Genomic DNA, 13,868 nt, shown 5'->3' on the forward strand with positions numbered 1-13,868 from the left:
CCGCCGTGCGTTCACTTCACCCGGGCACGGCGCACGGAAAAGCCCGCCCCGGGTGGGGCGGGCTTTCCGCGCAGGTCGACCGGATGTGTCCCGGTGTCCGCCGGGTGTACGTCAGGGGGCGTGGAGGTCCACCAGGTGGGCCAGTGCCTCCCGGTGGGCGCCCGCGGTGCCGTAGGCGATCGAATCGGCCTTCGCCCGCTTCAGGTACAGGTGGACCGGGTGCTCCCAGGTCATGCCGAGGCCGCCGTGCAGTTGCAGGGCCTCCTCGGCGGCGTGGACCGCGACCGGTGCCGCGTAGGCCTGGGCGACGGTGACCGCCACGTCGATGTCCTCGCCGGTCGTCAGGGCGTCGGCGGCGTTGCGGGCGGCGGCGCGGAGGTTGACGACCTCCAGCCAGAGCTGGGCGAGGCGGTGCTTGAGCGCCTGGAAGCCGCCGACGGGCCGGTTGAACTGCTTGCGTTCCTTCAGGTAGCGGACGGTCTCGGTCAGCGCCCAGTCGGCCAGGCCGAGTTGCTCGGAGGCGAGCAGACCGGCTCCGGCGCGCAGGGCGCGGTGGACGGCGGGTCCGGCGTCGCCCAGCAGCCGGCCCTGCACCCCGTCGAGGGTGACGGTGGCCAGGGGCCGGGTCAGGTCCAGCGAGGTCTGCGGGGTGACGGTCGCGGCGGCGGCGTCGACCGCGTACAGACCGCCGTCGCCGGCGGGCACGAGCAGGACGTCGGCGACGGCGGCGTCGGCGATGCCGGTCAGTTCGCCGTGCAGCAGGCCGTCCTCGTGCCGGACGGTCCGGTGAGCGGCGCCGGGCGCGACGTTGAGGGCGACGGCGAGAGCGCCGATCGTCGTCCCGGCGGCGAGTTCGCGGAGCAGGTCGTCGGCGCCGCAGGCCAGCAGCGCCTCGGTGGCGACGACCGCGCTCGTCAGATACGGCACGGGCGCGACCGCGCGGCCCAGTTCCTCCAGCACCACGGCGGCTTCACGGTGGGTGGCGCCCTGGCCGTCGAGTTCCTCGGGCACCAGCAGTCCGGCGAGGCCCATGCCGTCGGTGAGGGCCTTCCACAGGGCCCGGTGGTGCGGGGTGTCCGACTCGGTGCGGGCGATGACGCCGGGCGCGTCGCAGTGGTCGGTGAGCAGGTCGCGGACGGCGGCGCGCAGCGCCTGTTCCTCTTCCGCGTACAGCAGGTCGCTCATCGGGCGAGGTCCTTCCAGGCGACGTCCTTGTCGGTGCGCGGCTCGGGGGGCAGGCCGAGGACGCGCTCGGCGACGATGTTGAGCAGGACCTCGGTGGTCCCGCCCTCGATGCTGTTGCCCTTGGAGCGCAGATAGCGGTAGCCGGCCTCGCGGCCGGTGAAGTCGACCAGTTCCGGGCGCCGCATGGTCCAGTCGTCGTACAACAGGCCCTCCTCGCCGAGGAGTTCCACCTCCAGGCCACTGATCTCCTGGTTGAGGCGGGCGAAGGCCAGCTTCATGCCGGCGCCCTCGGGGCCGGGCTGGCCCGCGACGAGCTGCTGGCGCAGCCGCTCGGCGGTGAGGCGGGAGACCTCGGACTCCACCCAGAGCTTCAGCAGCCGCTGGTGCAGGTCGTGGGTGCGCAACTCGGGCCGCTCGCGCCAGGTCTTCGAGACGGGGCCGATCATGCCGCCCTCGCGGGGCAGCCGCATGCCGCCGATGGCCACACGCTCGTTGTTCAGCGTGGTCTGGGCGACCTTCCAGCCGTCGCCGACCTCGCCGAGGCGCCGGGAGTCCGGGATGCGGACGTCGGTGAGGAACACCTCGTTGAACTCGGCCTCGCCGGTGATCTGCCGCAGCGGGCGCACCTCGACGCCCGGGTCGGTCATGTCGCAGACGAAGTACGTGATGCCGCGGTGCTTGGGCACGTCCGGGTCGGTGCGGGCGATGAGGATGGCCCAGCGGGCGACATGGGCGCTGGACGTCCAGACCTTCTGCCCGTTGACCACCCAGTCTCCCCCACTCTCGGCTTCGCTCGAGCGGGAGGTGCCCCCACCCTCCCGCACGGCCCGGGTGCCGAGCGCGGCCAGGTCGGAGCCGGCGCCGGGCTCGCTGAACAGCTGGCACCAGACCTCCTCCCCGGTCCACAGCGGCCGCAGGTAGCGCCGCTTCTGCTCCTCGGTGCCGTACTGGAGGATGGTCGGCGCGGCCATGCCGAGGCCGATGCCGATGCGCCGCGGGTCGTTGTCGGGCGCTCCGGCGGCCTCCAGCTCGGCGTCCACGACGGCCTGCAGCGAACGGGGCGCGCCGAGGCCGCCGAGGCCCTCCGGGTAGTGCACCCAGGCGAGTCCGGCGTCGAAGCGGGCCCGCAGGAAGTCCAGCCGGTCGGTGGAGGCAGGCGGGTGGGCGGCCAGCAACGCACGGGCGCGGCCGCGCAGTTCCTCGGCGCCGGTCGCGCCGTGCTGCCGGGTGCTGCTCACGCTGCCTCCTCGATGACGACGGCGACCCGGCCGGTGGTGCGGCCGTCCGCCACGCGCTGCACGGCGGCGGCCGCCTCGCCGAGCGGCACGCGCTCGCTGACCAGCGGCTTGATCGCGCCGCGGGCGGCCAGTTCGGTGAGCTCCTCGTGGCAGCGCCGGACCAGCTTGGGGTTCTTGGTGTTGTACAGGCCCCAGTGCAGGCCCAGGATCGAGTAGTTCTTCACCAGGGCGTGGTTCAGATGGGGGTTGGGGATGGTGCCGCCGGCGAAGCCGACGACGACGATCCGGCCCTCGAAGGCGACGGTCTTGGCGGACTGGGTGTAGGCCTCACCGCCGACCGGGTCGTAGATCACGTCGGCGCCCCGGCCGCCGGTGGCCTCCTTGACGGCGGCGACGACCTCCTCGGCGCGCCGGTCGATGACCACGTCGCAGCCCAGGTCCTTGGCGACGGCCGCCTTCCCGGAGCCGCCGACGACACCGATGACGGTGGCGCCGGCGGCCTTCCCGAGCTGCACGGCCGCGCTGCCGACCCCTCCTGCGGCAGCGTGGACGAGCAGGGTCTCCCCGGGCTGGAGGGCGGCCCGGCGGTGCAGGCCGAACCAGCCGGTCTGGTAGCCGATGTGCAGGGCGGCGGCCTCGGCGTCGTCGAGGGCGTCCGGAGCGGGCAGCAGGGCGGCGGCCTCGGCGACGGCGTACTCGGCGAAGCCGCCGTGGGGCAGCACCGGGTTGGCGATCACCCGGCGGCCGTCCTCGGTCTCGCCGCAGATCTCCACGCCCGGCGTGAACGGCAGCGGCGGCCTGACCTGGTACTGGCCGCGGCACAGCAGGGCGTCGGGGAAGTTGATGTTCGCGGCGCGCACCCTCAGCAGGACCTGGCCCTCGCCGGGCGTGGGCGGTTCGGCCTCCTCCAGCCGCATCACCTCGCTCGGCTCGCCGTTCTCGTGCACGTGCCATGCCTGCATGCGGTGCCTCCACGGGGGACTGCTTCGTCTGACCGGGGTCGTTCGCATACTAAGCGGTCGCTTGCCGATCAGGGAACAGTATTCGGGGGAAGAGTCCCGCCGTCTCGTATCGCGTGCGTCACGACCGCTTCGGCCGCGCCCGCACATGCATCCGCTCGCCCTGCGGCCCGAACAGGCTGAGGAACTCCACGGGCCCCTCCCCCGTCGATCCGAACCAGTGCGGCACGCGGGTGTCGAACTCGGCGGCCTCCCCGGCCGTGAGCACCACGTCGTGCTCGCCCAGCACCAGCCGCAGCTTCCCGGACAGCACGTACAGCCACTCGTAGCCCTCGTGCGTCCGCGGTTCGGGCTCCAGCCTGCGCTGGGGTTCGAGCACTTTGTAGGCCTGCAGTCCGCCGGGCTGGCGGGTGAGGGGCCAGTGGGTGCGGCCGGACATGACGATGGGCTTGGCCCGCACGCGCGGATCGCCCGTCGACGGAGCCCCGACCAGCTCGTCGAGCGCCACCTGGTGGGCGCGCGCGATCGGCAGCAGCAGTTCCAGACTGGGTTTGCGCAGCCCGGACTCCAGCCGCGAGAGGGTGCTGACGGAGATGCCGGTGGCCTCGGAGAGCTCCGCCAGGGTCACCTCCCGTTCCTTGCGCATCTGCCGCAGCCGGGGGCCGACGCCCGCGAGTACCTCGTCCGTGGTCATGGACGTATTGCAGATTCGGCAAACGCGTTTGTCAATCCCGTATCGCCGGAGCGACGCTCGGCAGCGGAGGTGGTCACATGACCGAGAAGTACGCAGTGGTCGTCGTCGGCGGCGGCGCGGCGGGCCTGTCCGCGGCGCTGGTCCTGGGGCGGGCCCGGCACCACACGCTGGTGGTCGACGCGGGCGAGCCGCGCAACGCGCCCGCCGCGCACATGCAGGGCTACCTGTCGCGGGACGGCATGCCGCCCGCCGAGTTCCTGGCGATCGGCCGGGAGGAGATCGCGCGCTACGGCGTCGAGCTCGTGCGGGACCGGGTGGTGGACGTCGAGCGGGGCGAGGACTTCACCGTGGTGCTGGCCGGCGGCCGGACCGTGCGGGCCCGGCGGCTGGTCGTCGCGACGGGCCTGAAGGACGAGCTGCCCGCGGTGCCCGGGGTCGCCGAGCGGTTCGGCCGGGACGTGCTGCACTGCCCGTTCTGCCACGGCTGGGAGGTGCGCGACCGACCCTTCGGGGTGCTCGCGACGAGCCCGGCGAGCGTGCACCAGGCGCTGATGGTGTCGCAGTGGTCGAAGGACGTGCGGCTCTTCCTGCACACGGTGGCCGAGGCGGAGCTGTCCGACGAGGACCTGCGCCGTCTCGCCGCGGCCGGAGTGGACGTGGTGCCCGGGGAGGTCGCGGAGCTGGTGGTCGAGGACGACCGGCTCACCGGGGTCCGGCTCGCGGACGGTTCGGCGCACGCCCGCTCGGTGGTGTTCACCGCCCCGCGGCCCGTGCCGCAGACCGGCCTGCTGGAGCGGCTGGGCGCCGAGCTGCACGAGACGCCGTTCGGCGCGTACCCGGTGGTCGACGCGACCGGACTGACGACCGTGCCGGGCGTGTGGGCCGCGGGCAACGCGATCGGCTTCGCCGAGCAGGTCGTGCACGCGGCGAGCGGCGGGTACCGGGCCGCGTCGGCGATCGTCGGGGATCTGCTGATGGCGGACCTGGACGCCGTCTGAGGGCTCCTCGCGAACGCCGGCGCCGGGCCGCCCAGGTGTAAGGGCATCGCCTGCGGTGCACCATGGCTGCATGCTGCTGCACCGGCTGGCCCGAGTGTCCCAGGAGGTCGCCGCCACCTCGGCGCGGTCCCGGAAGACGGCTCTGCTCGCGGAGCTCTTCCGGGACGCCGAGGCGGAGGACGTCCCGATCGTCATCCCGTATCTGGCCGGGCGGCTGCCGCAGGGCCGGATCGGCGTGGGCTGGAAGGTGCTGGGCCGCCCGGTCGACCCGGCAGCGGAACCGAGCCTGACCGTGCGGGACGTCGACGCCCGGCTGTCCGAGCTCGCGAAGGTGTCAGGCCCGGGTTCCCAGGCGGAACGCGCCCGGCTGGTCGGGGAGTTGATGGGCGCGGCCACCGCGGACGAGCAGCGGTTCCTGCTCGGGCTGCTGACCGGCGAGGTCCGCCAGGGCGCGCTGGACGCGGTGGCGGTGGAGGGCCTGGCCCAGGCGACCGGGGCGCCGGGCGCGGACGTGCGGCGGGCCGTGATGCTCGCCGGTTCCCTCCAGGCGGTCGCCGAGGCCCTGCTCGCGGACGGCCCGGCCTCCCTCGACCGGTTCCGGCTCACGGTCGGCCGCCCGGTGCTGCCGATGCTGGCGCACAGCGCCTCCTCCGTCGCCGAGGCCGTGCGGAAACTGGGCGCCTGCGCGGTGGAGGAGAAGCTGGACGGCATCCGGGTCCAGGTGCACCGCGACGGCGACACCGTGCGCCTGTACACCCGCACCCTCGACGACATCACCGACCGGCTGCCCGAAGTGACGGCGGTCGCACGGGAGTTGCGCGGGGAGCGGTTCATCCTGGACGGCGAGGTGATCTCCTTCGACGAGGACGGGCGCCCCCGTTCGTTCCAGGAGACCGCCGGGCGCGTCGGCTCCCGCACGGACGTGGCGACGGCCGCCCGCGCGGTGCCGGTCTCCCCCGTCTTCTTCGACGCGCTGTCCGTCGACGGCCGCGACCTGCTCGACCTGCCGTTCACCGAGCGCCACGCCGAACTGGCCCGGCTCGTCCCCGAGCCGATGCGGGTGCGGCGCACGCTGGTGTCCGGGCCGGACGACACGCCCACGGCGGAGCAGTTCCTCGCCGGCACCCTCCGGCGCGGCCACGAGGGCGTGGTCGCCAAGGCCCTCGACGCCCCCTACAGCGCGGGCCGGCGCGGCGCGTCCTGGCTGAAGGTCAAGCCGGTCCACACCCTCGACCTGGTCGTCCTGGCCGCCGAGTGGGGCCACGGCCGGCGCACCGGCAAGCTGTCCAACCTCCACCTCGCCGCCCGCACCGCCGACGGCGGCCTCGCCATGCTCGGCAAGACCTTCAAGGGCATGACCGACGCGATGCTGACCTGGCAGACGGAACGACTCCGGGAACTCGCCGTCGAGGACAACGGCCACGTCGTGACCGTCCGCCCGGAACTCGTCGTCGAGATCGCCTACGACGGGCTGCAGCGCTCCACCCGCTACCCGGCCGGCGTCACCCTCCGCTTCGCCCGCGTGCTCCGCTACCGCGAGGACAAGCGCCCGGAGGACGCCGACACGGTCGAGACGCTGCTGGCCGCCCATCCGGAGGTGAGGCCGTGAAGCGCAGCGCGGGACTGCTGCTCTTCCGGCCCTCGGACGGCGGCCCCGAAGTCCTGCTCGGCCACATGGGCGGCCCGTTCTTCGCCCGGCGCGACGCCGGGGCGTGGACCGTCCCCAAGGGCGAGTACGAGCCCGGCGAGTCCGCCTGGGACGCGGCCCGGCGCGAGTTCCGGGAGGAACTGGGGCTGCCTCCGCCCGACGGGAAGGCCATCGACCTCGGCGAGGTCCGGCAGACCAACGGCAAGATCGTCACGGCCTGGGCGGTCGCGGCGGACCTCGACCCGGCGACGATCGTGCCCGGCACGTTCCGGATGGAGTGGCCGCCGCGCTCCGGGCAGCTGCGGGAGTTCCCCGAGCTGGACCGGGTGGCGTGGTTCGGCCTGGAGCGGGCCCGCGAAGTGATCGTCAAGGCCCAGGCGGCGTTTCTCGACCGCCTGGCGGAGCACTCGCCCTGAGGAGACCCTCCCGCGTTGCGGTCCCCTCCGCCGCGCGGGAAGGTCGAGACACAGCCCGCTCCCAGGGAGGTCAGCCATGCCCATCGCGACGGTCAACCCGGCGAACGGCGAGACGCTCAAGACGTACGAGGCCATGGGCGAGGAGGAGATCGAGCGCCGGCTCCGGCTCGCGGAGGCCACGTTCCGCACGTACCGGACGACGACCTTCGACGAGCGGGCCCGGCTGCTGCACCGGGCCGCCGACCTCCTCGACGAGGACCAGCAGGACATCGCCCGTGTGATGACCACCGAGATGGGCAAGCCGATCCAGCAGGCCCGGGCCGAGGCGGCCAAGTGCGCCAAGGCGATGCGCTGGTACGCCGACCACGCCGAGGAGCTGCTCGCCGACGAGGAACCGGCCGACGCCGACGTCAAGGACTCCGGCGCCTCGCGCGTGCGGGTCCGCTACCGCCCGCTCGGCCCGGTGCTGGCGGTCATGCCGTGGAACTTCCCGCTGTGGCAGGTGGTGCGCTTCGCGGCGCCCGCGCTGATGGCGGGGAACGTCGGGCTGCTCAAGCACGCCTCGAACGTCCCGCAGACCGCCCTCTACCTGGAGGACCTGTTCCACCGGGCGGGCTTCACCGAGGGCTGCTTCCAGACCCTGCTGATCGGCTCCGCCGCGGTGGACGACATCCTGCGCGACGAGCGGGTCAAGGCGGCCACGCTCACCGGCAGCGAGCCCGCCGGCCGTGCGGTCGCCTCCACCGCCGGAGAGATGATCAAGAAGACGGTGCTGGAGCTGGGCGGCAGCGACCCGTTCGTCGTAATGCCCTCCGCCGACCTCGACCGGGCCGCGAAGGTGGCGGTGACCGCGCGGGTACAGAACACCGGGCAGTCCTGCATCGCCGCCAAGCGCTTCATCGTGCACACGGACGCCTATGACGCCTTCGCCGAGCGGTTCGCCGCGGGCATGCGGGCGCTGAAGGTCGGCGACCCGCTGTCCGACGACACCGAGGTCGGGCCGCTCTCCAGCGAGCAGGGGCTGCGCGACCTCGAGGAACTGGTCGACGACGCCGTGCGCGGCGGTGCGCAGGTGCTGTGCGGTGGTGAACGGCCGGAGGGTCCCGGCTGGTACTACGCGCCGACGATCCTCGCCGGCATCACGCGCGAGATGCGGATCCACCGGGAGGAGGCGTTCGGGCCGGTCGCCACCCTGTACCGGGTGGCCGACCTGGACGAGGCCGTGCTGCTCGCGAACGACTCGCCCTTCGGGCTGAGTTCCAACGTGTGGACGCGGGACGAGGCCGAGGTGGACCGGTTCACCCGGGACCTGGAGGCCGGGGGCGTGTTCTTCAACGGGATGACGGCCTCCCATCCGGCGTTCCCGTTCGGCGGGGTGAAGCGCTCCGGGTACGGGCGTGAGCTGTCCGGGCACGGAATCCGCGAGTTCTGCAACATCACCACTGTTTGGCATGGTGCGTGAGTGTTGCGGGGCTACGATCCCGTCTGTGAACCGCGAAGTGACTCTGCCTCTGATCGTCGACGACCGCGGTACCTTGCAGGTGGCTGCCGCGGATGTCAGCAAGCTGCTGCGGACCGTGGGGGGCCGGTGGGTGCGGCTGGTGGAGGGCGGGGAGTCGGGCCTGGACGAGGACACCGTCGCCGAACTGGCCATCGAGCTGGCCAAGCTGGCCGACCGTATCGACGTGGCCTGCATCGCGCACAGCAGCGGGACCGCGACGTAGCGTTCAGCAGGACGTCGTCCCGCTCAGCGCCGACCAGAAGCTCGCCTCGTAATGCTGCAGGAGACGGCCGTACGTGTGCGCCCGCTGCGCGTCGAGGCGCCCGGCGTCCAGGGCCGCCTCCACCGCCGTCTGCGCCAGCCGGTCAAGGTCGGGTGACGGCTCGGCGAAGAAGTCGAAGAAGGCGCAGGCCTCGTCGGTGAAGCCGTAGTGCTCTCGCAGGGCCGTGGCGATGGTCGCGCAATAGCCGCCCCAGGCCGAGAAGTTGGCCGTCAGAGCCAGGACCGCGTCCGCCGGTGCGGCGTTCAGCGCCAGCCAGGCCACGTACGCGGGGTACGCCTGGCAGCCCGGGAGCGGCTCGTACGACGCCTCTTGCGCACCACACGCGCGCGCGAAGGCGACCAGCCGCTCGCCCGCCAGCGTCTCGCCGTGCGCGAGGGCCGCGAAGAAGGCCGCGGCCTGCGGGTCGGCCGCCTCCGAGCGGGCCGCCAGGTGCTCGAACGCCCGGTGGTCGGCGGGGATCACCCAGCTCTGCTCCAGGGCGAGGGCGGCGAGGGCTGCGCGGGGTGCCGTGCCGGCGGCGATCCGGGGGACCAGGGGGTTGGCGTCCGGGTCCGGTGCGAGGGCCGCCGTGGTCGTCCGCAGTAGGTCCCGGGCCGGGTGCGTCATCGCGTCCTCCGTCGTGTGGGTGTCGGGTCGAGCGTGGCACGGAGTACCCGAGACGGAGTAGTCCGGCGCGAAGTCGGCCTGCTTAGGGGTGATCGTGGGTGGACCACCCCTAGAGGTGAACCATCTTCTGACCGGGGGCCGAAGGGTCTCCCGGGAGGCGAAAGCAGGCACGGTTCATGGCGACTTTGTGCAGACCTTCGGTGTCCGTTCCAGAGCACGTGATCACGATGGAGGAGACGCTTGAGCTGGCGCGTGAGCGCCACGCCGACCACCCCCAACTGCCGCTGGCCCTCCGGCTGATCGAGAACACCGGCGTGCGCACGCGGCGCATCGTGCAACCCATCGAGGAAACCCTCAAGCACCCGGGGTTCGAGGACCGCAACAAGCTCTACGAGGCCGAGGCCAAGGCGCGGGTGCCCGCGGTCATCCAGCGGGCGCTCGACGACGCGGAGCTGCTTCCCACCGACGTCGACCTGATCATCTACGTGTCGTGCACGGGCTTCATGATGCCCTCGCTCACGGCCTGGCTGATCAACGAGATGGGCTTCGACCCGACCACCCGGCAGCTGCCGATAGCCCAACTGGGCTGCGCGGCGGGCGGCGCGGCGATCAACCGGGCGCACGACTTCTGCACGGCCTATCCCGAGGCCAACGCGCTGATCGTGGCCTGCGAGTTCTGCTCGCTGTGCTACCAGCCCACCGACATCGGGGTCGGCTCGCTGCTGTCCAACGGCCTGTTCGGCGACGGCATCGCGGCGGCCGCGGTCCGCGGCCGGGGCGGCGAGGGTGTCAGCCTGGAGCGCAACGGTTCGTACCTGATCCCCAAGACCGAGGAGTGGATCATGTACGACGTGAAGGCGACCGGCTTCCACTTCCTGCTGGACAAGCGGGTACCGGCCACCATGGAGCCGCTCGCGCCGGCGCTGAAGGATCTGGCAGCCAACCACCGCTGGGACGCCTCCGACCTGGACTTCTACATCGTCCACGCGGGTGGTCCCCGCATCCTCGACGACCTCAGCACCTTCCTGCACGTCGACCCGCACGCCTTCCGCTTCAGCCGGGCCACGCTCACCGAGTACGGCAACATCGCCAGCGCCGTCGTCCTGGACGCGCTGCGCCGGCTGTTCGACGAGGGCGGCCCCGAGGACCGGGCGCGCGGGCTGCTGGCCGGGTTCGGACCCGGCATCACCGCCGAGATGGCCCTGGGCCGCTGGCGCCGCGCCGACGAGACGAAGTGAGATGAGCGAAGAGACGATCACCCAGACGCCGCCCCCGGTCCGGGAGTGGCCCGCGCCGGACCTGTCCGGCGTGGACTTCGACCCGGTCCTGCGCGAACTGATGGACGAGGGTCCGGTCACCCGCATCAAGCTGCCCAACGGCGAGGGCTGGGCCTGGCTGGTGACCCGCTACGACGACGTACGGACGGTGACCAACGACCCGCGTTTCGGCCGCGAGGCCGTCATGGACCGGCAGGTCACGCGGCTGGCCCCGCACTTCATCCCGTCCCGGGGCGCGGTCGGCTTCCTCGACCCGCCGGACCACACCCGGCTGCGGCGCAGCGTCGCCGCCGCCTTCACGGCACGCGGCGTGGAGCGGGTGCGCGAGCGGTCCCGCCGGATGCTGGCGGAACTGGTCGACGAGATGCTTCAGGACGGCCCGCCCGCCGACCTCACCGAGGCGGTGCTCGCCCCGTTCCCCATCGCGGTGATCTGCGAGCTGATGGGCGTCCCGGCCGCCGACCGGCACGACATGCACACCTGGACGCAGCTGATCCTGTCCTCCTCGCACGGCGCCGAGGTCAGCGAGAAGGCCAAGCAGGAGATGAGCGCCTACTTCGCCGACCTGATCGGCCTGCGCGAGGGCGGCGCCGACGAGGACGTGACCTCGCTGCTCGGCGCCGCGGTCGGCCGGGGCGAGGTCACCCTGGAGGAGGCGGTCGGACTGGCCGTGCTGCTGCAGATCGGCGGCGAGGCGGTCACCAACAACAGCGGCCAGATGTTCTACGTGCTGATGACCCGCCCCGACCTCGCCGAGCGGCTGCGGGCGGAGCCGGAGATCCGCCCCCGGGCCATCGACGAACTGCTGCGCTGGATCCCCCACCGCAACGCGGTCGGGCTGTCGCGGATCGCCCTGGAGGACGTGGAGATCGGGGGGGTGCGGATCCGGCAGGGCGACGCGGTCTACGTGTCGTACCTGGCCGCTAACCGCGACCCGGACGTCTTTCCCGACCCGGAGACCATCGATTTCTCCCGCAGCCCGAACCCGCACGTCTCCTTCGGCTTCGGCCCGCACTACTGCCCGGGCGGCATGCTGGCCCGGCTGGAGTCGGAGCTCCTGGTCGACGCGCTCCTCGACGGCGTTCCCGGTCTGCGGCTCGCCGTGCCGGCCGAGGACGTGCCCTTCAAGAAGGGCGCGCTGATCCGCGGGCCCGAGGCCCTGCCCGTGACGTGGTGAGACGGCGATGACCGCGACGGAAGGCCTGCTCGTCCCGCCCGGTCAGGGGCGGGTCGTGCAGGCCCCCGCCCAGCACGTGACCTTCAAGGTGACCGGCAGCCACTCCCGCATGGCCTCCACCTTCGAGGTGGTGGTGCCGCCGGGCTTCGACGTCGGAGCCCATGTGCACACCCGCAGCGAGGAGTTGTTCTACGTCCTCGAAGGCGAGCTGGACGTGCTCGCCTTCGAGCCGCGGGTGCGCACCCCCGACAACTGGCGGACGTGGGAGTCCGCTTCCGGCAACCGGGTGGTGCGGGCGACCCCGGGCACGGTGATCGTCGTGCCCCCGGGCTGCCCGCACGCGTTCGCCAACCCGACGGACGAGCCCGCCAAGATGTTCTTCCAGGCGAGCCCGCCGCCGGACCACGAGCGGTACTTCGAGGAGCTGCTGGAGATCCTCGGCAGCGGGGGCCCGCCGGACCACGCGGCGATCGAGGAGCTCCGGGCGCGCTACGACATCGAGCAGCTGACGCCGCTCAGGCACCGCTAGCGGATCGGCACACCGGCGAGGGTGCGGGCGATGACCAGGCGCTGGATCTCGCTCGTGCCCTCGAAGATCGTGTAGATCGCCGCGTCGCGGTGCATGCGCTCGACCGGGTACTCCCGGGTGTAGCCGTTGCCGCCCAGGATCTGGATCGCCTGGGCGGTGACCTTCTTGGCCGTCTCGCTGGCGAAGAGCTTGGACATCGAGCCCTCGGCCGCCGTGAACGGCTTGCCGTTGACCGCCATCCAGGAGGCGCGCCAGACCAGGAGCCGGGCCGCGTCGATGGAGGTGCGCATGTCCGCCAGCTGGAACGCCACGCCCTGGTTGTCGACGATCGGCCGGCCGAACTGCTCGCGGGTGGTGGCGTAGTCCAGGGCGACCTCGTAGGCGGCGCGGGCGGTGCCCACGGCCATGGCGCCGACGGCCGGGCGCGAGGCCTCGAAGGTGGCCATGGCCGCGTTCTTCACGCGCTCCCCGCCCTGCTTCGCCTTCTCGCGGGCCCGGGCGAGCCGCTCGTCGAGCTTCTCCTTGCCGCCGAGCAGGCAGGAGCCGGGGACGCGCACGTCGTCGAGGATGACCTCGGCGGTGTGCGAGGCCCGGATGCCGTGCTTCCTGAACTTCTGGCCCTGGGACAGGCCCTCGGTGCCCGGCGGGATGATGAAGGAGGCGTGGCCCTTGGAGCCGAGCTCGGGGTCGACGACCGCGACCACGACGTGGACGTTGGCTATGCCGCCGTTGGTCGCCCAGGTCTTGGTGCCGTTGATCACCCACTCGTCCTTGGCCTCGTCGTACACGGCCCGGGTGCGCATGGAGGCGACGTCGGAGCCGGCGTCGGGTTCGGAGGAGCAGAAGGCGGCGACCTTGACGTCGTTCGCGTCGCCGTACATCTGCGGGATCCAGGTGCCGATCTGCTCCTCGGTGCCGTTGGCGAGGACGCCGACGGCGGCGAGGCCGGTGCCGACGATGGACAGGGCGATGCCCGCGTCGCCCCAGAACAGCTCCTCCATCGCCATGGGGATGCCGAGACCGGTGGGGTCGAAGTACTGCTGGGCGTAGAAGTCCAGGGAGTAGATGCCGACCTTGGCCGCTTCCTGGATGACCGGCCAGGGAGTCTCCTCACGCTCGTCCCATTCGGCGGCCGCGGGCCGGATCACGTCGGCGGCGAAGCCGTGGAGCCAGTCGCGGACCTCCTTCTGTTCGTCGTTGAGCTCCATGGTGAACTCGGCCATGTCGGTCCCCTTCAGCGGCACACGTGCATGTTACTTGCGGTAACACCAGTCTGTTACCGGCGGGTAGTCCGCGTCAACTCCCACCGACCGGTCGGCACCCTTTCGGTGTCCTGAACATGCTTCAGTGTTAGTTT

At 72.5% G+C, this 13,868-nt stretch carries 13 protein-coding genes and 1 pseudogene; 8 read left to right on the plus strand and 6 right to left on the minus strand.

Going from position 1 to position 13,868, the window contains the following annotated elements:
* Positions 1-111: 111 nt before the first annotated feature.
* The 4 genes from ABTZ58_RS20960 to ABTZ58_RS20975 form a co-directional block, all read right to left on the minus strand.
* Entirely contained in the window at positions 112-1,185 is a 1,074-nt protein-coding gene (locus ABTZ58_RS20960; protein ID WP_351358601.1) for an acyl-CoA dehydrogenase family protein, read from the minus strand.
* Entirely contained in the window at positions 1,182-2,423 is a 1,242-nt protein-coding gene (locus ABTZ58_RS20965) for an acyl-CoA dehydrogenase family protein (RefSeq protein ID WP_502996110.1), read from the minus strand. Before ABTZ58_RS20965 ends, ABTZ58_RS20960 begins: the two co-directional genes overlap by 4 nt.
* On the minus strand, positions 2,420-3,385 hold the full coding sequence (locus tag ABTZ58_RS20970; protein ID WP_351358604.1) for an NADPH:quinone oxidoreductase family protein: 966 nt from the start codon (positions 3,383-3,385) through the stop codon (positions 2,420-2,422). Before ABTZ58_RS20970 ends, ABTZ58_RS20965 begins: the two co-directional genes overlap by 4 nt.
* A gap of 118 nt (positions 3,386-3,503) precedes the next feature.
* Entirely contained in the window at positions 3,504-4,076 is a 573-nt protein-coding gene (locus ABTZ58_RS20975) for a helix-turn-helix domain-containing protein (RefSeq protein WP_351358607.1), read from the minus strand.
* A gap of 77 nt (positions 4,077-4,153) precedes the next feature.
* Between ABTZ58_RS20975 and ABTZ58_RS20980 the strand changes: the two genes are divergently transcribed.
* From ABTZ58_RS20980 to ABTZ58_RS21000, 5 genes are all read left to right on the plus strand, one after another.
* On the plus strand, positions 4,154-5,074 hold the full coding sequence (locus tag ABTZ58_RS20980; protein WP_351358610.1) for an NAD(P)/FAD-dependent oxidoreductase: 921 nt from the start codon (positions 4,154-4,156) through the stop codon (positions 5,072-5,074).
* 70 nt (positions 5,075-5,144) lie between these two features.
* Positions 5,145-6,683 carry an ATP-dependent DNA ligase gene (locus tag ABTZ58_RS20985; protein ID WP_351358613.1) on the plus strand — a complete coding sequence of 513 codons (1,539 nt, stop codon included), beginning with the start codon at positions 5,145-5,147 and terminating at the stop codon, positions 6,681-6,683.
* Positions 6,680-7,138 carry an NUDIX hydrolase gene (locus tag ABTZ58_RS20990; protein WP_351358616.1) on the plus strand — a complete coding sequence of 153 codons (459 nt, stop codon included), beginning with the start codon at positions 6,680-6,682 and terminating at the stop codon, positions 7,136-7,138. Before ABTZ58_RS20985 ends, ABTZ58_RS20990 begins: the two co-directional genes overlap by 4 nt.
* Positions 7,139-7,214: 76 nt before the next feature.
* Positions 7,215-8,600 (plus strand): NADP-dependent succinic semialdehyde dehydrogenase, encoded by a 1,386-nt coding sequence (locus ABTZ58_RS20995; protein ID WP_351358619.1) that lies wholly within the window; start codon positions 7,215-7,217, stop codon positions 8,598-8,600.
* A gap of 25 nt (positions 8,601-8,625) precedes the next feature.
* Positions 8,626-8,862, plus strand: coding sequence for a DUF6213 family protein (locus ABTZ58_RS21000; protein WP_033307522.1), 237 nt, complete (start codon positions 8,626-8,628; stop codon positions 8,860-8,862).
* 3 nt (positions 8,863-8,865) lie between these two features.
* Here the strand turns inward: ABTZ58_RS21000 and ABTZ58_RS21005 are convergent, their stop codons facing one another.
* Positions 8,866-9,528, minus strand: coding sequence for a TenA family protein (locus ABTZ58_RS21005; protein WP_351358623.1), 663 nt, complete (start codon positions 9,526-9,528; stop codon positions 8,866-8,868).
* A gap of 170 nt (positions 9,529-9,698) precedes the next feature.
* Here ABTZ58_RS21005 and ABTZ58_RS21010 point away from each other — a divergent pair.
* The 3 genes and pseudogenes from ABTZ58_RS21010 to ABTZ58_RS21020 all read left to right on the plus strand — a co-directional run.
* Positions 9,699-10,766, plus strand: a pseudogene (locus tag ABTZ58_RS21010) (type III polyketide synthase); the annotation flags it as partial.
* Position 10,767: 1 nt separating this feature from the next.
* Entirely contained in the window at positions 10,768-11,982 is a 1,215-nt protein-coding gene (locus ABTZ58_RS21015) for a cytochrome P450 (RefSeq protein ID WP_351358626.1), read from the plus strand.
* A 7-nt stretch (positions 11,983-11,989) separates the two neighbouring features.
* Positions 11,990-12,511: a cupin domain-containing protein gene (locus ABTZ58_RS21020; RefSeq protein ID WP_351358629.1), complete on the plus strand. Its 522-nt coding sequence runs from the start codon at positions 11,990-11,992 to the stop codon at positions 12,509-12,511.
* Here ABTZ58_RS21020 and ABTZ58_RS21025 read toward each other — a convergent pair.
* The gene (locus ABTZ58_RS21025; RefSeq protein ID WP_351359019.1) at positions 12,508-13,734 is read right to left on the minus strand and encodes an acyl-CoA dehydrogenase family protein; all 1,227 of its coding nucleotides are present in this window, start codon (positions 13,732-13,734) and stop codon (positions 12,508-12,510) included. The genes ABTZ58_RS21020 and ABTZ58_RS21025 overlap by 4 nt on opposite strands.
* Positions 13,735-13,868 lie beyond the last annotated feature (134 nt).

It is taken from the genome of Streptomyces sp. NPDC094143 (genome assembly GCF_040303825.1).
Taxonomy (GTDB): Bacteria; Actinomycetota; Actinomycetes; order Streptomycetales; family Streptomycetaceae; genus Streptomyces.

Coding starts and splice junctions, on each gene's coding strand:
- ABTZ58_RS21005 (WP_351358623.1), bottom strand. CDS start 9,528: ATGACGCACCCGGCCCGGGACCTACTGCGGACGACCACGGCGGCCCTC.
- ABTZ58_RS20980 (WP_351358610.1), top strand. CDS start 4,154: ATGACCGAGAAGTACGCAGTGGTCGTCGTCGGCGGCGGCGCGGCGGGC.
- ABTZ58_RS21020 (WP_351358629.1), top strand. CDS start 11,990: ATGACCGCGACGGAAGGCCTGCTCGTCCCGCCCGGTCAGGGGCGGGTC.
- ABTZ58_RS21015 (WP_351358626.1), top strand. CDS start 10,768: ATGAGCGAAGAGACGATCACCCAGACGCCGCCCCCGGTCCGGGAGTGG.
- ABTZ58_RS20960 (WP_351358601.1), bottom strand. CDS start 1,185: ATGAGCGACCTGCTGTACGCGGAAGAGGAACAGGCGCTGCGCGCCGCC.
- ABTZ58_RS20970 (WP_351358604.1), bottom strand. CDS start 3,385: ATGCAGGCATGGCACGTGCACGAGAACGGCGAGCCGAGCGAGGTGATG.
- ABTZ58_RS20995 (WP_351358619.1), top strand. CDS start 7,215: ATGCCCATCGCGACGGTCAACCCGGCGAACGGCGAGACGCTCAAGACG.
- ABTZ58_RS20985 (WP_351358613.1), top strand. CDS start 5,145: ATGCTGCTGCACCGGCTGGCCCGAGTGTCCCAGGAGGTCGCCGCCACC.
- ABTZ58_RS20975 (WP_351358607.1), bottom strand. CDS start 4,076: ATGACCACGGACGAGGTACTCGCGGGCGTCGGCCCCCGGCTGCGGCAG.
- ABTZ58_RS21025 (WP_351359019.1), bottom strand. CDS start 13,734: ATGGCCGAGTTCACCATGGAGCTCAACGACGAACAGAAGGAGGTCCGC.